This window comes from Vreelandella aquamarina (genome assembly GCF_044805175.1).
GTDB classification, from domain to species: domain Bacteria; phylum Pseudomonadota; class Gammaproteobacteria; order Pseudomonadales; family Halomonadaceae; genus Vreelandella; species Vreelandella aquamarina_B.
Genome location: NZ_CP085232.1, coordinates 1,656,264 through 1,673,154, shown reverse-complemented (window position 1 = coordinate 1,673,154; position 16,891 = coordinate 1,656,264). Strand labels below are relative to the sequence as shown.

The following is a 16,891-nucleotide window of genomic DNA, read 5'->3' as shown; positions in this document are numbered from 1 at the left end:
AGAAAAGGGGCCTTGCGGCCCCAAAGATAGCGGGAAGGTTTAAGCGGCTAGCTGCTGCATGGCTTGTTCATAGCCCGACCAGTTATCAACGCCCATGGCTTCCAAGGCGCGTAGCTTCGCTTGAGCGGCGAGTAGCTGGTCGTATTCGCTGCGGCTGATCGTGACCGTTTCCGGTTTTGACGCCGGTGCTGGTGACTTGCTGTAGGAATCAGCGGCAGCGCTCAGGCGGCTGGCATTCAGCGGCTTATGCTCAGCAGCATCGGGAAGGGGAGCTGGCTCAGGTTCTGGTTTCGGCTGTGGCTGAGGTGCTGGGCTACGCTTCGCTTCCTGCTCGGCTTTGAAGCGTCGCAGCTCTTCCAGCTCTTTCTGCTCGGCCTCACGCTTTTCAGCTTCTTCACGCAGGCGGCGGCGCTCGGCTTCCACTTCGGCTTGCTCGGCTGCCAGGCGCTCTTTCTCAAGGGCGCGGCCGTGCATTTCGATGATATGCTGCAGCACTTCCGCTTTTGCGTCCTCGGCCTCTTTGGTCACGTCAAAATAGCCATCGGTGTTGATGTTGTCGGCTTCATCATGAAGCTCAGCCAGGGCGTTGGAGTCGAGCCCAACAGCAGTATCCTTGTAGCTGAGAATTTCGACCTGAATGCGCTCACGCAGCTTGGCAATGCGCTGCTGCTTTTCCCGCTCGGCGCGCTCGTCCTCATGCTGCTTTGCGTCTTTCAGCGGCTGCTCGATTTCCTGCAGCTTCTCGATCAGGTCTTTGCCGTAGTTATTCACGCGCTCGATGAAGTCACGGTGAGGCTTTGTGATCTCTTTACGCAGTTTATCGGTGCTGGTTCGATAGCTGGTTAATTCACGAATACCTTTCTTGCAGAGCGCGTAACCCTCTTTGGTTTGCACGTCGGGCACGGTGCCGTATTTCTCCCGCAGCCCTGCGAGGGCCTGCTCGACGGCATCCAGCTCTACCAGTTCGCCTTTGTAGTCGGTGTTGGGGGCTGCATTAATCATTTTGCGTTACCTCTTGTGTTTGCTTGGCCTTTTCCTTCTCGGCGTATACCCGGGCAATACCTTCATCACGGGCCTTGGTGATCATGTCCCGGCCTTTGTCGGGCTCGACGCGGGCCATGGATGCCTTATCCGGTAGGCGCTGGAGAATGCCGTTAGCGGCCAGCTCGATACTCTTAGGGTGGGGGATTTTGTGACGTAGGGTGTCGCATTCGCGCTTAAGCCAATCGGCGTAATCGGCGCGGTACTTCTCAAGCTCGGCATCCTGGTTCTCAGCGACGGCAATGCGTGTAGCCGCTTGCTGTGCCTGGGTGTAGTCCTTGTTGTCGAACTTGCCGTAATAGACATCAGCAGCGAAGCCCAACAGTGACAGGCACTTCTTGATAGCGTCAGTGATCGACTTCTTTGGCGCTTCGCCATCTGTTTTCCATTTGCCGGTACCGGTGCGATAGACGTAGCGGGTATGGCCAAACTGCGTGACTTCGCCGCGGTCGCCTTGCCAGCGGTACCAGAGCGCCAAGCGGATCGTGTGGGTTTGCTCGTGAGCGATAAGCTCGCCTTTGTTGCCAAGGATTGGAGCACCTACGTCAAAGCGCTCATCCTCAATGCGGTAGCCCCAGCCAATGCCCATGGGGCCAAAAACCTTGGTGGCCAGCTCGATGACGTGCATCGCATCCAGCGTGGTGATCTGCTGGCCGTCTACGCTGGCTTCACGAACTGCCGTGGTCGGCGTCTTATCGACTTGGCGCCACAGCTCAAGGTGATCGGCGCTATCGACCACGCGATAGCGTCCAGAAGGCACGCGAATGCGTGGCTTCTCGTTGGTAGGTGTCATGGTTTATACTCCGAAGTGATCAATCTCGACGATGATCGGTGGCCCCTGACGTGTTCCCGCACGAAAGGGGCTTTTATTTGTTCAGCGCTCGCCACTCGCCCAGCGCTTCGCGTGCCTCGCAGAATGAGTCGCTTAGCTCAGTCATTCCGTCTTGGTCACTGGCGGCTAACTGAACGGTAAGCTCCGATAGGGCGGCCGCCATTCGCTCGGCGCTATCATTGCGTTCCTGAATGGCAACTAGCAGCCGATCCAACTCCAAATGGTCACCAGCGCACAAGCTCTTACTGCCTTTGGTGACGTGGTAAATGGCGTCGCCGGTTTCTTCGTCCCAGCCTGCTCGGCTGGTTGATCGCCAGTTGCTCATGCTGCCCTCCAGTTGGCTGCCATTTCAGCGCGATCTGCTTCTTCGTCTAGCAGCTTCGCCTCGGCAACATCCTTGGCCCATGCAAATAGCACTGCCTCACCGGCAGCTGATTGGATATAGGCATCGACCATATCCGCGACAGTGGTGGTGGCGGTTAGCTCTTCCACGGCACTGGCCAGGTCGCCAACCTCATTCAAATACGTTCCAAACTTCGCTACGCCCTCGGCGTCACCGTCATGGATCGACTCACTAATGGATTCGGCGTGTAGCTGGATTTGCTTGTTGCGGTTCATAAGGCACCTCAGAACTGAATCAGTTGAAAGGGAGCGTAGGAAGGCGAGTACGCAGCGGGCCGCATACCCGGGCAAACCTCTGCAGCGTTACCCCGGTAGTCCGGGTGGCCGGTGCGGTCTAGCGGATCAATGCCGCGCGCTTTTTCTGCCTCCCAAACAGCGACTTCTTGGCAGTATTTACGATGCATCCGCTCTTTATCAGATGCGTCTAGCTTGCTGGCCACAATCATGCTGCCGATGATGGCGGCAAGCGCGATGAGGCTAAGCGTTCTCGTAGGCATGTCGTTTCACCTTAAAGATGAGTTCAACGGGGTAGCCGCGACGCTTGGCTGCTCGCTTAGCATTTTTGCGGCTACAAAAAAGCCCCAGATCGGGGCGGGGGATCACCAAGTGATGGTGCTGCTCACGCAAAATGAAGCGGGTCATCCCACACCTCTCCAATTTGGCGTTGCAGCGCTCTGCGTTCATTACGCAGATCAATCTCTCGGCGCTTGCTGTAGTGAACGGCTGCCGCTTTGTCGTTACGGCTGTTTAGCTCGCCTTTCGTGATTGCCTTAGTAGGTAGGGTTTCCATAAAGCCTCCTGTGTAGTGCGCGCTGCCTCGGCAGCTCTCGCAGTGCCAGTGCAGTGAGTCGGGGTAGGGAAGCAGCGCGGGCATGGCCACGATGCGCGGCCATGCCATAAAAAAAAGCCCTCCGTAGAGGGCAAGGGGACTGAGCGACGCTTTCGCATCCGTGTAGCGCCCTGTTGATGATGTCTAGTCCGCGTTAGTTGCTAAAACGGCACTGGAACCAGGGCGCTACCGGATGCCGCCTTTATTCTTAGCCAAGGCGGCAGGCATTTGTCCGCACTGCGTAGCGGATCACGATCATTTTCCCGAAGCCGGGAAGATGATGGTTTAACGTCATCGCCTGCGGCGCATCTCTGCTACTGGCATCTAGTCCAGTTCGCACTCGGCTCCACCCTATGTTTCAGACGTTCGGGCTTCATCGCGTCGGCAGCTAACCGGCTGCTCGGTGTTTGTGCTAATAAAATTAGCTTGATGCTAAATTTCAGTCAATAGCAAAATGCTAAATTTTTTGTTTGGCGCACAAAAAACCCGCCATGTAGGCGGGTTCAGTGATTCAAAATTCTGCTACATGCTACATAGATCGAAGTCAGGTATTAGGTTGTGAGCCAAGACTACGATGGCGTAGCTGTCTACCCAAGTCGCTTCACCGCATTTCACGGATGCTTTTATGCCAAAGCCAAACACTACTGCGACGAATAGCGTGATCCCTATCCAATGCTTCAATCAGTTGCAGCCGTACTGGTTACAAGTGCGGTTGTAATAATTGCCGTCTGAATCGGTGCCCTGGTGGAAGGTCGTGCCGCCGATCCGAGTAGACGTTCCATTCCAAGTATTGCCGCTTGCTGACGTGCCGTTATGGTAGGTCGTATTGCCAATGGTTTGGCTGTTCTGGTTCCAGGTTGATCCAGTGCGAGGGTTACTACCTTGAAGGCTAGTGGTGTTGCCGTATCGTTGGATGTTGTAGTTGTTGCCTGACTGTGTGTCGTAGCAGGTTTGATAAGAGTCAGAGCCGTAACAGTTACTCTGCGCTAGCGTTGGGCCTGAAAAGGCGAGGGCGGCAATAGCCGCTAACAGTAATCGTCCCATGTTGATCGTCCCTCTCATTAGATTCTTAATTGTGTCGCACTTTCAGCTTAGCAAAGATGGCTTAGATTAGGCACAAAAAAACCGCCATGAATAGGGCGGTTTTTAATAACTAAATGTTGGGCCAGAATATATAGCTATTGAACATTTTCATCATTCATTGTTGATATTTTAAAAGGAAATACCTGCAGATCCTCTCCATCAGCGTTTACTTCTACTCTGAGCGTACAGGGCTCTGGTATCTGTAGCGGAGTAAAGAACAAGTTAGCCTGGATGACCTCTGGATGTTCTGTATCCATATTGCGTTCTTGTTTAGAAGGCTGATCACCGGGCGAAAATCTTTCATCCGCTAGGACCTGCTCTCCTAACAGTACTTTCATGTGCAATGATTCAACCGGTTTCTCGCTGTCGAAACAACAAAAGATAGAGATACAAAATTTCGGAAGTGTGGCTGGAAACTCAGGTACTTGCATTGAGCCAGTATACGTACCGACGTAAGTGATTTTACCGCCCATTTCTTGACGTATATCATCACTGAAAATGGTAAATACGCTGCGACTCATTTTTTCTTGCTCTCCCAGGCGTGCTTTTGCTTGTGCAGCATTTCGTCAAGTTGATTCATGTTGACATGGAGTGCTTTGCAAAGCTTTCTCATTGTTTCTAAAGTTAAATTTTCCGTACCTTTCTCGATTCGAGCAATATGAGGCTGGCTTGTGTTGATCATGTCTGCCAGCACTGACTGAGATAGGCCTAACTGTAGCCTAGCGGTTCGCACAGTCTGACCTTCATCACCATAATGCTGTTTAGCTAGATTTGCCCTTGCCTTTTCTAAGGCAGCCTTACGCGCTGGGTTTTGCTCCGATTTTGCGATGATATCGGAAATATCTTTATAACCTTTAGGCGCATTCATTTCAGGATACAAATGTTTCTCAATATTATATATCCTGGCCGAAGGATTTGATCGAGTACTACTTGTGGTGGCACCAGCCTCACCGAAGTTTTTCGTAAGCTGCCAAGATTCGTTTTGAGATTGGATGTTCTGCATCATAGTTAAACTCCCGAGGAACTACCCCTAACACGTAATATCGCTGCTCAGCAGGAAAAAAGGCGTACACAACACGCCATCGATTAGGGCCGGTTTCCAACTCCCATACTTTAAGGCGCCAGAGATCCTTTCCAGAACGCCACATGGAGATCCATTTGTTTACGTGGAAGACGGAATTTGAACGATCCACCCCAAAATCATGATCTGTGAGGGCATCAAGCAACCCCTGGTCAGCCTTGATTTCCTCCAGCGTCACCTCGATCGTTGCAGCAGCAGCTTCATCAGTTTCCCATAGGTTTTCCAAATCTGCTTCGGCATCAGCGTGGACATAAAGCTGCAGCATCATATCTACCTAGGTATATTCCGTCAATCTAGCTTGATTCAAAGAAGCAACGCAAGAAATATTTATCTTCAAGTCATCCATCGCCATCAGTCGAACACCTCCCACCAGAATACTCTTCCAATGATTTTCGGTGCATCTGGGCCCATTAGACTGTGCGTTTCTTCCGGGTATTCGTCACTGTTGTCGCTTACCAGGCGCACACGACCTAGTGGCAGCTTGTAGAGACGTTTGATGCGAAGCATGCCACCGTGATCGAGCGCGTAGATCTTGCCATCGATGATGTGGCGGGTGCCCTTGTCGATAGCGATAGGAGACCCATCGGCAATTGTTGGCTCCATTGAACTGCCGCTTGCAGTAGCACAAGCCGCGAATTCAGGCGAGACACCGCGCTTAGCCAGTTTTGATAGCGGAAACCTCATGGTGTGACCACCATTCTCCACAACTTGGGTGCGCCCATCTCCTGCTGAAAATTCCACTTCTCTGAAACAGGGAAGCTCTACTTCGCCCTCTCGCAAAGGGACTTCTTCATCAATGATCTCAGTTTCGTGTAGCTCCAGCTCGTTGGTCACCTTGGCCTTAGAGATGAAGCTGACGCCTGCGTTGTGACTGTCAATTTCGGTCTCGTCGTGCGTTCTATCTAGCCAGCCGATCGGAAGGCCTTCTGCCCTTTCTATCTTGCGCGCAAGGGCGTCCCCCAGATTCCTTACCGATTTTTTCGAGGTTATCTGGCTGAGCGTTGAGGCTGACGTATCCCATTTGTCGGCACACGCAGCTTTAGTGCGCGTCCGCATGAGCTTCAGCAGGTTTTCTTTGCGAATTTGATAGGCGTCCATAGCCGAATATTCGCAGTATTTAGCAGTATGATAAATATGCAAAACGCTAATCCTTGCTTGATTTTAAGTTAGCGCAAAGCTAAATTATTTAGCATCGAACAGGAGATGCCGTATGTCTCACCAATTACGAACTTGGCTTAGCAAAACACCTCCCGAGCAACGTCAGCAAGTTGCACAGAATGCTGAAACATCCGTGGCTTATCTCTGGCAGCTCTCGGGAGGGCACCGAAAGGCCTCTCTTGAAATGGCTAAACGTCTTCAAGACGCGACAGAAGGCCAACTAACTATTGAGGGCCTGCGCCCTGACATTTTTGGTGACCCTGCTTCTCAGGTTGCCTAACCCAAACCGCCTGCCTGTGAAGGCCGCGAACTCAGCAAACCGTAAGAAGGAAATCGCAATGCTGAACCGTGAACCCCGTATTCCCACCACTCGGAAAGCGGAAGGCGAGCACCTGGATAACCCCGCTCGCGTTCGCTTTAAGGATTCGGAATACCTCGCGCTGGAGCAGGTGGCAGAAATGCGCCACGGGGGCGTTATCTCCCATGCCATTCGGGAGTGCGCCCTGGTGGGCATGGAGGTGATTAACCTCCGGCAAGACGTGTTGCTAGACCGCTTAGCCAAAGGCGAGAGCGTACAGGCAGCACAGCAAGAAATGGTGGAAGCGCTCATGGCGCACCTCATAGAAAACCGCATCACTGAGCAGATGATGCAGCGCCTACGCGCCTAGCAGAAGGGCCGAACAAGGCCCGAGGAGTCACTGTGAATCGTGCAGCTCTGTCACGAACGTACCGGCGACTGTCGCCACAGCATCAAGCCGTGGTGGAACAGGAAGCCGCACAGCGCGGAGTGGCGGTGGAGGACGTGATGCTCGATCACGCCATTGCTATCGCGGGACCGTTGAAAGATCAGCTCTACGCCATGCGCCGAGAGCGCACGCTGCGGGCTGTTTAAGGGAAGTGCCTGACCGGGCTGCCGCCCGGCCAGGGCTTGAGGAAGTCAGAGGCGGCTAAGCACAACGATCAGCACCGTTAATGCAGAGATCGTTTTAGCCACATCGATTTTGACTTCCAGATTCAGGCGCTTTTTCACGGCTACATCCCCGTGGTCAGCGACCTGAGGCCTCAGGTCATGGAAGACCTGGTTTTGTATAGCGCCTTGCCAAGCGCTTGCTGATATCGCGCTAGCAACGAGGGATCAGCGAGCAGGCACCGCAGCGGTTAACCCTGGGATTCCCCAGGCTTGCTAGCGGCTCGTCCCCGACGAGCGGCCAGGAGCCAAGGGAGTCGAGGCGCTCCGGGTTGCGGTGCCCTTTAGCCGCCGTGTCATTGGCGACAACCAGGGGTGACGACCCTGGCACTGCCAAGCATAGCGAGTTGATAGAGAGGTAGGAAGGAAAGCGGCCCTGATAGGGCTAGGACAGAAACGCAAAAGCCCGGCAAATCGCTGGGGAGCGGCCGGGCTTTCACACATTCAATGCAGGTTAATTATGACTAATGCAGCCGAAATAATCCAGTTTCCAGACCGTCGTGATGACGGACAAGCGCCCGCGCAAGATCGGGGCAGGAGCATTCAGGTGGAAGATGGGTATACCCGAACTGCCAACGCCATCGTTGAAGCGCTAATGAAAGCCCCTCTAACCAGTCGTGAAGCACGCATCGTGCGTGCTGTTGAGCGAGCTACCTATGGGTGGAATAAACCTTCTGCCTGGTTGGCTGCCTCGGTGCTGGCTGAGATGACCGGTATGCCGGAAGGCAAATGCAGCGAGACGCTGAACGCCCTTATCAGAAAGCGAGTGCTAGTTCGCCAGGGTAGCAGTCGCTCACCGGTAAAGATCAATAAAAAAATCGATGAGTGGGATTTTAAGGCCCAAAAGTCACGAGCCACCCCAAAACGGAAAGCTGATCCAGTTTGGAGTGAGTCACCCCAACATGGGGTAACTGAATCACCCCAAGATGGAGTGACAAATAAAGACAAGAAAGACACTAAACCCTCTTCACTACGTTCAGAGGGTGAACCATCCGCGTCAGCTGAACTTGAGCTAACGCCACCGGATGCACCCAAACCAAAACCCAGCGCGACCCCATACCCCGATGACTTCGAGGCGGCATGGTCGGCTTACCCGAAACGCGCTGGTGGAAATCCGAAAAAATCAGCCTTCAAAGCGTGGAGCGCTCGCCGCAAGCAGGGCGTGCCTGCCGAAACCATGCAAGCTGGCGTAGAGCGCTACGCCGAGTACATCCGCGCCAAGGGCGACGAACGAACCGAGTTTGTCATGCAGGCACAGCGGTTCTTCGGCCCAAACGCCGAGTATGACAACGACTGGTTGCCGCCTGCTGCCCGCACACCTCAGCGCCACGATGGCCGCATGGGCTTTGCCCAACCGTTGCCCGTGGGCTCCTACGGCACCAACGATCTTGAACTCCCAGCGTGGGCGAGGGATTAACCATGGCTCAATCACTGACAACAACCCCGCAAGTGCGCGGCCAGTTAGCCAGCATGCTCGCTGGTACCGCTGAAAATAAAGCTGACCGCTGCCGGATTCATGGCGCGTTTGCCAATACCAAGATGCCTAACGGTCGGTGGGCTGGATGCCCGCACTGCGCGCTTGAGGATGCCAAAGGCGTTAGCCAGGCCGAGGTGAATCAGACCAACGAAGCCAGCAGCCGCCGGCGGCTTGAGAAGCTACGGGAAGACTCGCTGATCCCTAAACGCTTCGTGCACAAATCCCTCAACGGCTTTGAAGCGTCCAGCCGTGAGCAACAGTACGTGCTGAGCGTATGCCGTGCCTACGTCGCCAAGTTTGATGAACGCCTAGAGCAGGGTGGTGGGCTGGTCTTTACCGGCAGCGTGGGTACCGGCAAGAGCCACTTGGCCTATGCCATCGGTAACGCGCTACTAGCCAGTGGCCGCGTGGTGATGGGTATCGATGTTTACGAGTTGATCGACCTGATCAAAGAGCGTGCTTTCAGCAAGGAGAAGGGTGCCAGTGAACGTGAGGCTATCCGGGCGTTCGTCGGCGGCTTAGACCTGCTGATTCTGGATGAGGTAGGCGCACAGCTTGGTACCGAGTGGGAGCGTCTGATGCTCTTCAAAATCATCAATGAGCGCTACAAGCAGATGCTGCCGACGATCCTGATTAGCAATCTGGAAGCCGACAAGCTCGAGGAGTACATGGGCAAGCGCATCATCGACCGGATGCAGGAGGGCGGTGGTACCACGCTCAAGCTGGATTGGGGCAGCTACCGGACGCAGCGAGGTGCGGCATGACTAAGCCAGCCACCAAGCCGTTCGTATCTCGGGCCAGCACCATTCAAGAAGCGCTGGTCGCCGCTGCCAAACTGCCGAAGGTTATCACCGACGCTATCCAGCTATGGGGTGACGTGGAAATCGTGGTGCGTAAACGCCAGGTGAAGCGCAGCACCGACCAGAACAAGCTCCAACGCAAATGGCTCCTTGAGGCAGAAGCCCAAGGCGACCACACCGCCGAGGAGTACCGCGGCTTCTGCAAGCTGCACTTCGCGGTACCGATCCTGCGCTGGGAGCTGCCCGAGTTCAAAGAGAAGTACGACCGCATCGTTAAGCCGCTTCCGTATGAGGCCAAGCTGGAGTTGATGCAGGAGCCGTTGGACTTCCCCTGCACTCGCTTGATGAGCAAAGACCAGAAGACCCGCTACCTGGATGCCGTATACCAGCACTTCACCAGCTTGGGGATGCGGCTGACCGATCCCAACCTGCGTGGCTATAAGCCGGATGAGTACAAGGAGGTGGCGTGATGCTTCCCAATGAGTGCTACCTGCCCACCAAACCGCACCGTAGCCCTCAGTGGCTCAGCAACGTGCATGAGATTGAGAACTGCGTGTTGTGCGGCGCCTGGGGCATCCAAGCTGCCCATAGCAACCAGCACCGTGGCCGAGGGCAAAAGGCGAGTGATGCACTCACTGCCGCGTTGTGCCCGGCGTGTCATGCAGAGATCGACAATGGCAGGAGCCTGACCCGCGAAGAGCGCAGGGTGCGGATGAATGAAGCCATTGTGCTGACACTGGACCAACTCGCCAGGCGTGGCCTGGTTAAGGCGGTGAAGTAATGAGTCCTTGGATTCTATTAGGCCTGACTGTGGCCGGTGCACTGTTCCTGACTGGCCTGGGACTCTACCTCACGCAGGACTATGACGTTCAGGACGAACTCATGGAGTACCGAGACCACTGGCAGGAGAACGACCAACCATGATGCACAACAACAAGCGGCTGGCCGCGCTCGGGCGACTCAAAGCTGGGCAGATGAACAAGACCGAGGCGGCCTATGCACAGCACCTAGAAATGCTCAAGCGCGCCGGTGATATCCAGTGGTACTGCTTTGACGGTATCAAGCTGCGCCTAGCAGACAAGACCTTCCTGACCGTGGACTTCGCTGTTATGGATAGGGATGGCGTCATGGAGCTACACGATACCAAGGGCGGTCCGGGCGTCTTCACCGAGGATGCCAAGGTCAAGATGAAGGTAGCCGCTGAGATGTATCCGTTCCGGTTCAAGGTGGCGTTTCCCAGAGCAAAGAAGCATGGCGGCGGCTGGCTGGTTGAGGAGATAGCCGCGTGATAGAGCGCCCTATGCAATGGCCTGATGGCCGCAAGCTGGGCGGCGAGAACGGCTACCCGCCTGAGTGGCACGAATGGGCCAGGGAATGCGAGCTGAAGTTCGTCTTGCGGGAGATGCTCAGCGTGCCCAAAGAGAACCGTAAAGCCGTGCATGACAAGTGGTTAAAGAAATTCCCACACGCAACAACGCAACGCCTAAAAAGCGTTTGGGATGAAGTGGTTGCAGAGATAAACGCAACGCAGCAGGCAACAAAACGCAACAGTTGCGCAATATCGCAACGAAAACGCAACGGTAGGGGGAAGTGATGCGTTACGACTCAGCAAGGTCAATGATTTTCCAGGCGTATCACGAGCAGCGGGGCAGCGTGATGGTTTACGCCTCACAGATTGCAGAGCTGGGCGCTCAGGTGCAGACCACTCAGCGTAACAACAACGACTGGCGGATAGTGAATGGCTTGGAAGCAGGGCAAGTAATTAGTGCCGTGGAGAGCCAGCCGATGCACCTGCAGGCACTGGTACGGTATTGCTTTGGGCCGTTCACTCGCGACGAACTTGCCGAGGATCGTGAGTGGCTACACGCTGCGCTGATGCACGCGGGCATGCAGATGCGGCTGCCAGGGCAGGGGCAGAGCGAATACCCGACCGCAGAGGCGGCGCGTCAGCTGCGCTGGATAGCGTCGGCAGCAATTCACCACCACGCGGAAACCACGTACCCGTATAACCGACCAGGCCTGCATAACCCGCGCAGAATTGCCGCGTGGATTGAAGCAGAGCATGGGGAAGAGATTGATGTGCGTCGCTGGGCAGCTCATGGCCGCACGTGCTGGAAAGGCGTGTGGGAGAAGCTGCTGGATACACTGGATCGCTGGGAGTGCCAAGCGCTTCATCCTGTGGCAGAGTTGTTGCCTAAAGCCGCGTAAAAGGAGAGATGTATGACGCACGAGCTATTTGAAGGCGCCAAGCGAAAAATTAGAATTACTGACCTGAAAGCGTCGCCTGAAGAGATCCGTAAGCTTCAGGAAGAAATTCAACTGATATTTAAAGAAAAGTTGATATCTTTTGACCCCAATGATGTTGATGCTACAACGAGGGAAGGCGAATGTGCGATTTCATTGATTATCACTGGCCCCATTAGAAATCCAGAAAGCAAGCTTCATTTACTGCTTTCGAATATGGGTCTTGTGGGTTGGGACTTAGAATCAAGATCTATGATCGAATAAATCTTCTATGTTGTTTTATGTGCCTGAAGCGCTATACTAATTTCCACAATCCAATTCTGCGCCCTGGCTTTGAGCCGGGGCGTTTTCGTTTAAGGCGGCATCGAAGAGAGCTTGGCTAGTCAGGGAAATCCAGCCGAGGCAGCGCACAGTTGCGCGGCGAACCAGGAGCGCCCACCGAGTTCTCTTCCATGCAGTGTAACGACCTCAAGGCCCTGCCAGTCTCTGGCGGGGCTTTTCTGTTTTCCCCCGCCGTGAGGCGCTGGAGTCCTTCATGCCCGATCAGCTAAGCCCCCACTACCGCCGCTCAGAGTTTGCGTGCAAGTGCGGCTGCGGCTTCGATACCGTGGATACCGACACACTAGCGGTACTGGAATCGGTGCGCGCCCACTTCCGTAAGCCCGTAATTATCAATAGCGGCTGCCGCTGCCCGGAGTACAACGCCAAAGTAGGCGGTGCGCCTAACAGTCAGCACACGCTTGGCCGCGCTGCAGATATCCGCGTTCAAGGCGTGGAGCCTGATGCCGTGTACGACTGGCTTGCCGTCAACTTCCCCACCGCCAGCCTGGGGCGCTACGAGACGTTCACCCACGTCGATACGCGCACCCACGGCCCGGCGCGCTGGTGAGGAGGCGCTGATGCCATGGCGAAACCCCAACCTATTGCAGGAGGTGCTGCTGGCGTTAGGTACGTCAGTGGCCGTAGTCATGGGCCTGCTCGCTAAAATCGCGCACGAGGTCAAGAGCGGTGAGCGTGAGCGCTTCTTTACCCGCCGTCTGTGGCTGGATGCGCCCGCGCTGGTGGTGATGATTACTATCGCTGCCGGTATCAATCTGTACTTTGATCTGACCGGCTGGCCTGCGTCTGCCGTGGCAGCGGTGTGCGGCTGGGCAGGCCCGCGCAGTATCGATCTAATGCTCCTGGCCCTGGCTGACCGCGTGAGGGGTGGCAAGAAATGACGCCCGGACCCAAGACGCGCCGCAGCGCTGAAACCGTTGGCGGCGCTGCTGCCATTGTCGCCGCTTGGCTACTCAGTTTGACCGGCGTTGCCGTACCCGATCACGTACTTCAAGCCTTCACGATTCTGTTCATGGTCGTGGCTGCCCGTGTAGGAGATCACGATGCGTAACGCTATCACCGCCGCTGCGCTGCTGGCGTTGGCTGGCTGCGCGAGCATTGAGACGCCGCTAGATGATGGCTATCAGGTGGGCGACCTCACCGGCACCACGCTTGAGCTGCAGTCGCGCTACTGCGACACCGCCGACCCGTACAAGCGGGCTATCACGCTGGCAGTGATGCACCGCGCTGGCGTGCCGCTGCCGCCTAATGGCGTTTGCGTTGATCTACTGGAGGCGCTGGATGCGGATTTATATTCCCGAGCGTCTGCAGACTGAGCGAGCGCCCAAAGGCGTTAAGACGCCCTGGCTAAAGGGGCGCGCTACAAAATGGATGGTCGTTCGTGACTGGTGGGTGTGTATCGATGGCGTCTGGTTTCTGGTGCCCGCTGGCTACATTTTCAACGGCAGCTCAATACCGTGGTGGCTATGGTGGCTTTTCCCGCCATCGTTTGCACCGGCATGGGAAGCCAGCGCACTACACGATTGGTTTTACAGCCACCTCTACCACCAGGTAAGCAAGACGTTTGCCGACGCAGCTTTTCGCGCCGTGATGTTGTATGACGACGCGCCCGAGGTCGTGGCAAACGTATTTCATGCAGCGGTATCGCGCTTTGGGAAGGGTGGCTGGTGAAGATTCATAGACGCCTATCAGCGTGGCTCCGGCTGCGCTTGATTATCGCCGTGTTCCTGCTGTCTGGGTACTGGCACTACAAGCACCGCAAACACTTCGTGAGGAAGTCGAGATGAACGATCAAGCGATTGAGCAAGAAATCCAGACCAAGGGGCTGACAGCGCCGCGCGTGACCCCGCAGGACATTGAGGCGAACATTGCTAGTGAGCACTACTTCACGGCGCAAGATGGCGTGCTTGGTGCTTACAAGAACAACGATGATGTGCGTATTGAGGCGTACAAGCCCGACCATGAGGTTCCTCGTAGCATTGAAGCGCTGGGCCTATTGACCTTCTGCGTTCTGGTGCTGCGTAACGGCTTTACCGTCACTGGTGAAAGCGCTTGTGCCAGCCCAGAAAACTTTGATGCCGAGATTGGCCGCAAGATTGCACGGGACAACGCAGTGCAGAAGATGTGGCCATTGATGGGCTACCACCTCAAGCAGCAGCTGCACGAAGCAAAATAGCTTAACCATTTCTCGCCGTGAGGCGACACGCCACGCTGTGAAGCGTTGCGCACTGAATCCCCGCCGGTAATAGGAGGTGATCAGTCTCGGACACCCCTGACCGTTAGACGGGGTAGGTAGCCACGCCATGCTGTGAAGCACCGCCGACACTACCGACGCCCGCCGCACGCTGTGAAGCGTCCGGCACTTATTCTATGAGGGCGCTGCCAGCAATGGCGGCGTTTTTTTATGGCGAAACGACACGATTGGGAGCTGATCGAGCGGGAATATCGCACCGGTCGCTTTTCGCTGGCTCAGCTGGAAGCGCGGCATGGCGTGAACCGCTCCAATATCAGCCGCCGTGCCAAGAAGTACGGCTGGAAGAAAGACCTTAGCGGGCGCGTTCGTGAGCGCACCCAGGAGAAGATTGCACGCGTATCGCTGCCGCCAGAAGCCCAAGAGGCGCTGGACGAGCAAGACGATGCCATCATCGAGTTTGCGGCGAACGAGAACGCGGCTGTCGTCAAAGGGCACCGCACTACGCTAGAGCGCTGGCGAGGCATTACGAACCGCTATGCCGAGATTCTTGAAGGGCAGGTTGAAAGGGGCACGATGACCGTCGAAGTGCCAGACGGCACCGCCGAGATCGATGTGCCGCTGGATTATGTCGGCAAATGTCTAGGCTTCGGCACCCAGGCGCTTGAGCGCGTGGTCAAGCTGGAGCGCCAGAACTACGGCCTCGACTTGAAAGAGAGCGACGACAAGGCACCAGAAGCCGAGCTCACCGACGAAGAGCTAGAGGCGCGTATCGCCAAGTTGACGCAGCAGGTGGGCGGTGAGCAGTGATAACCGCGCTGCCCGCTTGGCGCTACTGGCAGCGCTGGAAGAAAAGGCGCGGCGCAAACGCTACAACCTGATACGCGAGCTATTCCCCGATGAAGGCCCGTATCGGCGTGAGCTTTACACCAAGCACATGGAGTTCTTTAGGGCAGGCAAATATCACAAAGAGCGCCTGTTCATGGCCGGTAACCGCGTAGGCAAGACGATTGCCGGTGGCGGCGAGATGACTTACCACCTCACCGGCGAGTACCCGCACTGGTGGGAAGGCCGCACGTTCGACAAGCCAATCACCGCACTGGCTGCAGGCGATACCAGCCAAACCACCCGCGACATTATCCAGAGCAAGCTACTCGGCGGGCTATGGAATACCGACGAGTTTGGCAGCGGTCTGATACCACGCGACAAGCTAGGCAAACCGACCCCCGCCAGGGGCGTGGCCAACTTGTACGAAGAGATCAACGTCAGCCACGCCAGCGGCGGCACTAGCCGTTTGATGCTTCGCAGCTATGACCAGGGCCGCCGAATCTTCCAGGGTACCGAGCAGGATGTTGTCTGGCTCGATGAAGAGGTACCCAAAGACGTATACGACGAGGCGCTGATCCGCACGATGACAACACGCGGCATCGTGATGATGACGTTTACGCCGCTGTCCGGCCTGACTGAGCTGGTGGTGTCGTTCCTCGAATCCAAGCATGAGCAGGAGCCGGTATGACCGACCCCATCCAAGGTGAATATCTCGCCGCGAGTGTCAGCACCAAGTACCAGGAGCGCACCACGGCTGCAGCCAAGCGCATTGCCGACCTAGTGAAAGAGCGCGGCATTGAAGGCGGCATGCTGTCAATAAAAGTGGCGCGCATGGTAGACCCGCACGCTAGCACTGGCGATGTGCTGACCATTGCAGGCGCACAGTTCATGGTAGGTCTGCGTTGAGTCGCTATGTCGTACAAGCGGGCTGGAAAGATGCTCCGCACCTCAAGCAGGAGGACATAGACGATATGGCCAAGGGTATCAGCCCACACCAGCTAGAGGCGCGGATGAACGGCATTCCAACGTTAGGCAGCGGTGCGATCTACCCGGTGCCGGAAGAGGACATTATCTGTGACCCGTTTCAGATACCCGGCTGGTGGGCCCGTGCTTATGGCCTCGACGTTGGCTGGAAAAAGACCGCTGCGATATGGGGCGCGCTCGACCGGGACACCGACATTCTCTACCTGAATAGCGAGCATTACCGAGGCCAAGCCGAGCCGACCGTTCACGCCAAGGCAATCAAGATGCGTGGCAGCTGGATGCCGGGAATCATCGACTACGCAGGCACGAACCAGAGCGACGGCAAGCGCGTGATGACGCTGTACGAGAACGAAGGCCTGAACCTCATTCGTGCTGACAAGAGCGTTGAGGCTGGGCTGCTGGAAGTGCTGGACCGGTTAAGCACTGGACGCCTGAAAGTGTTCAGCACGCTGCAGCACTGGCTAGGCGAGTACCGGCTGTACCGCCGCGATGAGAAAGGCCGCGTGGTGAAGCAGAACGACCACCTCATGGACGCCACCCGCTACCTAGTGATGAAGCTCCACCACGCCACCACGCGCCCCGTTCAAAATATCGGCGCAGGCAGCGCCCCCGGCGACTACACGACAGGGTATTAG

At 56.0% G+C, this 16,891-nt stretch carries 33 protein-coding genes; 22 read left to right on the top strand and 11 right to left on the bottom strand.

The genetic code is table 11. The features are described 5' to 3' along the window. Positions 1–39: 39 nt before the first annotated feature. The 11 genes from LG300_RS07950 to LG300_RS07900 form a co-directional block, all read right to left on the bottom strand. Entirely contained in the window at positions 40–1,002 is a 963-nt protein-coding gene (locus LG300_RS07950; RefSeq protein ID WP_404377853.1) for a hypothetical protein, read from the bottom strand. Continuing rightward, a complete protein-coding gene (locus LG300_RS07945; protein WP_404377852.1) occupies positions 995–1,834 on the bottom strand; it encodes a hypothetical protein in 840 nt (279 codons plus the stop codon). The genes LG300_RS07950 and LG300_RS07945 overlap by 8 nt, the downstream gene beginning before the upstream one ends. Positions 1,835–1,907: 73 nt before the next feature. Beyond that, complete coding sequence (locus LG300_RS07940) at positions 1,908–2,198, bottom strand: hypothetical protein (protein WP_404377851.1); 291 nt, start codon at positions 2,196–2,198, stop codon at positions 1,908–1,910. Continuing rightward, positions 2,195–2,491, bottom strand: coding sequence for a hypothetical protein (locus LG300_RS07935; RefSeq protein ID WP_404377850.1), 297 nt, complete (start codon positions 2,489–2,491; stop codon positions 2,195–2,197). Before LG300_RS07935 ends, LG300_RS07940 begins: the two co-directional genes overlap by 4 nt. Before the next feature lie 8 nt (positions 2,492–2,499). Further along, positions 2,500–2,772 (bottom strand): hypothetical protein, encoded by a 273-nt coding sequence (locus LG300_RS07930; protein ID WP_404377849.1) that lies wholly within the window; start codon positions 2,770–2,772, stop codon positions 2,500–2,502. A gap of 122 nt (positions 2,773–2,894) precedes the next feature. Next, positions 2,895–3,173, bottom strand: a complete 279-nt coding sequence (locus tag LG300_RS07925) for a PA3496 family putative envelope integrity protein (RefSeq protein ID WP_404377848.1) — start codon at positions 3,171–3,173, stop codon at positions 2,895–2,897. A 612-nt stretch (positions 3,174–3,785) separates the two neighbouring features. Then, complete coding sequence (locus tag LG300_RS07920; protein ID WP_404377847.1) at positions 3,786–4,148, bottom strand: hypothetical protein; 363 nt, start codon at positions 4,146–4,148, stop codon at positions 3,786–3,788. A 134-nt stretch (positions 4,149–4,282) separates the two neighbouring features. Continuing rightward, entirely contained in the window at positions 4,283–4,708 is a 426-nt protein-coding gene (locus LG300_RS07915) for a DUF6941 family protein (protein ID WP_404377846.1), read from the bottom strand. Beyond that, on the bottom strand, positions 4,705–5,193 hold the full coding sequence (locus tag LG300_RS07910; protein WP_404377845.1) for a helix-turn-helix domain-containing protein: 489 nt from the start codon (positions 5,191–5,193) through the stop codon (positions 4,705–4,707). The genes LG300_RS07915 and LG300_RS07910 overlap by 4 nt, the downstream gene beginning before the upstream one ends. Continuing rightward, positions 5,135–5,536, bottom strand: coding sequence for a hypothetical protein (locus tag LG300_RS07905; protein ID WP_404377844.1), 402 nt, complete (start codon positions 5,534–5,536; stop codon positions 5,135–5,137). The genes LG300_RS07910 and LG300_RS07905 overlap by 59 nt, the downstream gene beginning before the upstream one ends. A gap of 83 nt (positions 5,537–5,619) precedes the next feature. After that, a complete protein-coding gene (locus LG300_RS07900) occupies positions 5,620–6,408 on the bottom strand; it encodes a helix-turn-helix transcriptional regulator (protein WP_404377843.1) in 789 nt (262 codons plus the stop codon). Between the two features lie 70 nt (positions 6,409–6,478). Here LG300_RS07900 and LG300_RS07895 point away from each other — a divergent pair, with 70 nt between their 5' ends. The 22 genes from LG300_RS07895 to LG300_RS07790 all read left to right on the top strand — a co-directional run bounded on the left by LG300_RS07895 (position 6,479) and on the right by LG300_RS07790 (position 16,891). Continuing rightward, positions 6,479–6,706, top strand: coding sequence for a hypothetical protein (locus LG300_RS07895; RefSeq protein WP_404377842.1), 228 nt, complete (start codon positions 6,479–6,481; stop codon positions 6,704–6,706). 58 nt (positions 6,707–6,764) lie between these two features. Further along, on the top strand, positions 6,765–7,094 hold the full coding sequence (locus tag LG300_RS07890; protein WP_404377841.1) for a hypothetical protein: 330 nt from the start codon (positions 6,765–6,767) through the stop codon (positions 7,092–7,094). A gap of 32 nt (positions 7,095–7,126) precedes the next feature. Then, complete coding sequence (locus LG300_RS07885) at positions 7,127–7,318, top strand: hypothetical protein (RefSeq protein WP_172416189.1); 192 nt, start codon at positions 7,127–7,129, stop codon at positions 7,316–7,318. Between the two features lie 535 nt (positions 7,319–7,853). Further along, positions 7,854–8,810, top strand: coding sequence for a replication protein (locus tag LG300_RS07880; protein WP_404377840.1), 957 nt, complete (start codon positions 7,854–7,856; stop codon positions 8,808–8,810). 2 nt (positions 8,811–8,812) lie between these two features. Next, on the top strand, positions 8,813–9,634 hold the full coding sequence (locus LG300_RS07875) for an ATP-binding protein (protein ID WP_404377839.1): 822 nt from the start codon (positions 8,813–8,815) through the stop codon (positions 9,632–9,634). Then, positions 9,631–10,140, top strand: a complete 510-nt coding sequence (locus LG300_RS07870) for a hypothetical protein (protein ID WP_404377837.1) — start codon at positions 9,631–9,633, stop codon at positions 10,138–10,140. Before LG300_RS07875 ends, LG300_RS07870 begins: the two co-directional genes overlap by 4 nt. Beyond that, positions 10,140–10,451 (top strand): hypothetical protein, encoded by a 312-nt coding sequence (locus tag LG300_RS07865; RefSeq protein ID WP_404378010.1) that lies wholly within the window; start codon positions 10,140–10,142, stop codon positions 10,449–10,451. Before LG300_RS07870 ends, LG300_RS07865 begins: the two co-directional genes overlap by 1 nt. Beyond that, on the top strand, positions 10,451–10,594 hold the full coding sequence (locus LG300_RS07860) for a hypothetical protein (RefSeq protein ID WP_404377836.1): 144 nt from the start codon (positions 10,451–10,453) through the stop codon (positions 10,592–10,594). The genes LG300_RS07865 and LG300_RS07860 overlap by 1 nt, the downstream gene beginning before the upstream one ends. Beyond that, positions 10,591–10,959, top strand: a complete 369-nt coding sequence (locus LG300_RS07855; RefSeq protein ID WP_404377835.1) for a hypothetical protein — start codon at positions 10,591–10,593, stop codon at positions 10,957–10,959. Before LG300_RS07860 ends, LG300_RS07855 begins: the two co-directional genes overlap by 4 nt. An 11-nt stretch (positions 10,960–10,970) precedes the next feature. Beyond that, positions 10,971–11,264: a hypothetical protein gene (locus LG300_RS07850; protein ID WP_404377834.1), complete on the top strand. Its 294-nt coding sequence runs from the start codon at positions 10,971–10,973 to the stop codon at positions 11,262–11,264. After that, positions 11,264–11,878 (top strand): hypothetical protein, encoded by a 615-nt coding sequence (locus LG300_RS07845; RefSeq protein ID WP_404377833.1) that lies wholly within the window; start codon positions 11,264–11,266, stop codon positions 11,876–11,878. The genes LG300_RS07850 and LG300_RS07845 overlap by 1 nt, the downstream gene beginning before the upstream one ends. A gap of 12 nt (positions 11,879–11,890) precedes the next feature. Continuing rightward, a complete protein-coding gene (locus tag LG300_RS07840) occupies positions 11,891–12,178 on the top strand; it encodes a hypothetical protein (RefSeq protein WP_404377832.1) in 288 nt (95 codons plus the stop codon). A gap of 271 nt (positions 12,179–12,449) precedes the next feature. Further along, entirely contained in the window at positions 12,450–12,803 is a 354-nt protein-coding gene (locus tag LG300_RS07835; protein WP_404377831.1) for a YcbK family protein, read from the top strand. A 10-nt stretch (positions 12,804–12,813) separates the two neighbouring features. Then, positions 12,814–13,134, top strand: coding sequence for a hypothetical protein (locus LG300_RS07830; protein ID WP_404377830.1), 321 nt, complete (start codon positions 12,814–12,816; stop codon positions 13,132–13,134). Continuing rightward, the gene (locus LG300_RS07825) at positions 13,131–13,304 is read left to right on the top strand and encodes a hypothetical protein (protein ID WP_404377829.1); all 174 of its coding nucleotides are present in this window, start codon (positions 13,131–13,133) and stop codon (positions 13,302–13,304) included. The genes LG300_RS07830 and LG300_RS07825 overlap by 4 nt, the downstream gene beginning before the upstream one ends. Beyond that, a complete protein-coding gene (locus LG300_RS07820) occupies positions 13,297–13,569 on the top strand; it encodes a hypothetical protein (protein ID WP_404377828.1) in 273 nt (90 codons plus the stop codon). Before LG300_RS07825 ends, LG300_RS07820 begins: the two co-directional genes overlap by 8 nt. Further along, the gene (locus LG300_RS07815; RefSeq protein ID WP_404377827.1) at positions 13,535–13,924 is read left to right on the top strand and encodes a DUF1353 domain-containing protein; all 390 of its coding nucleotides are present in this window, start codon (positions 13,535–13,537) and stop codon (positions 13,922–13,924) included. The genes LG300_RS07820 and LG300_RS07815 overlap by 35 nt, the downstream gene beginning before the upstream one ends. Positions 13,925–14,036: 112 nt before the next feature. Further along, positions 14,037–14,429 carry a Gp49 family protein gene (locus LG300_RS07810; RefSeq protein ID WP_404377826.1) on the top strand — a complete coding sequence of 131 codons (393 nt, stop codon included), beginning with the start codon at positions 14,037–14,039 and terminating at the stop codon, positions 14,427–14,429. Positions 14,430–14,657: 228 nt separating this feature from the next. After that, positions 14,658–15,254 (top strand): hypothetical protein, encoded by a 597-nt coding sequence (locus tag LG300_RS07805; protein ID WP_404377824.1) that lies wholly within the window; start codon positions 14,658–14,660, stop codon positions 15,252–15,254. Beyond that, positions 15,244–15,960 carry a terminase large subunit domain-containing protein gene (locus tag LG300_RS07800; protein WP_404377823.1) on the top strand — a complete coding sequence of 239 codons (717 nt, stop codon included), beginning with the start codon at positions 15,244–15,246 and terminating at the stop codon, positions 15,958–15,960. Before LG300_RS07805 ends, LG300_RS07800 begins: the two co-directional genes overlap by 11 nt. Then, on the top strand, positions 15,957–16,178 hold the full coding sequence (locus LG300_RS07795) for a hypothetical protein (protein WP_399841731.1): 222 nt from the start codon (positions 15,957–15,959) through the stop codon (positions 16,176–16,178). The genes LG300_RS07800 and LG300_RS07795 overlap by 4 nt, the downstream gene beginning before the upstream one ends. After that, a complete protein-coding gene (locus LG300_RS07790; protein WP_404377822.1) occupies positions 16,175–16,891 on the top strand; it encodes a hypothetical protein in 717 nt (238 codons plus the stop codon). Before LG300_RS07795 ends, LG300_RS07790 begins: the two co-directional genes overlap by 4 nt.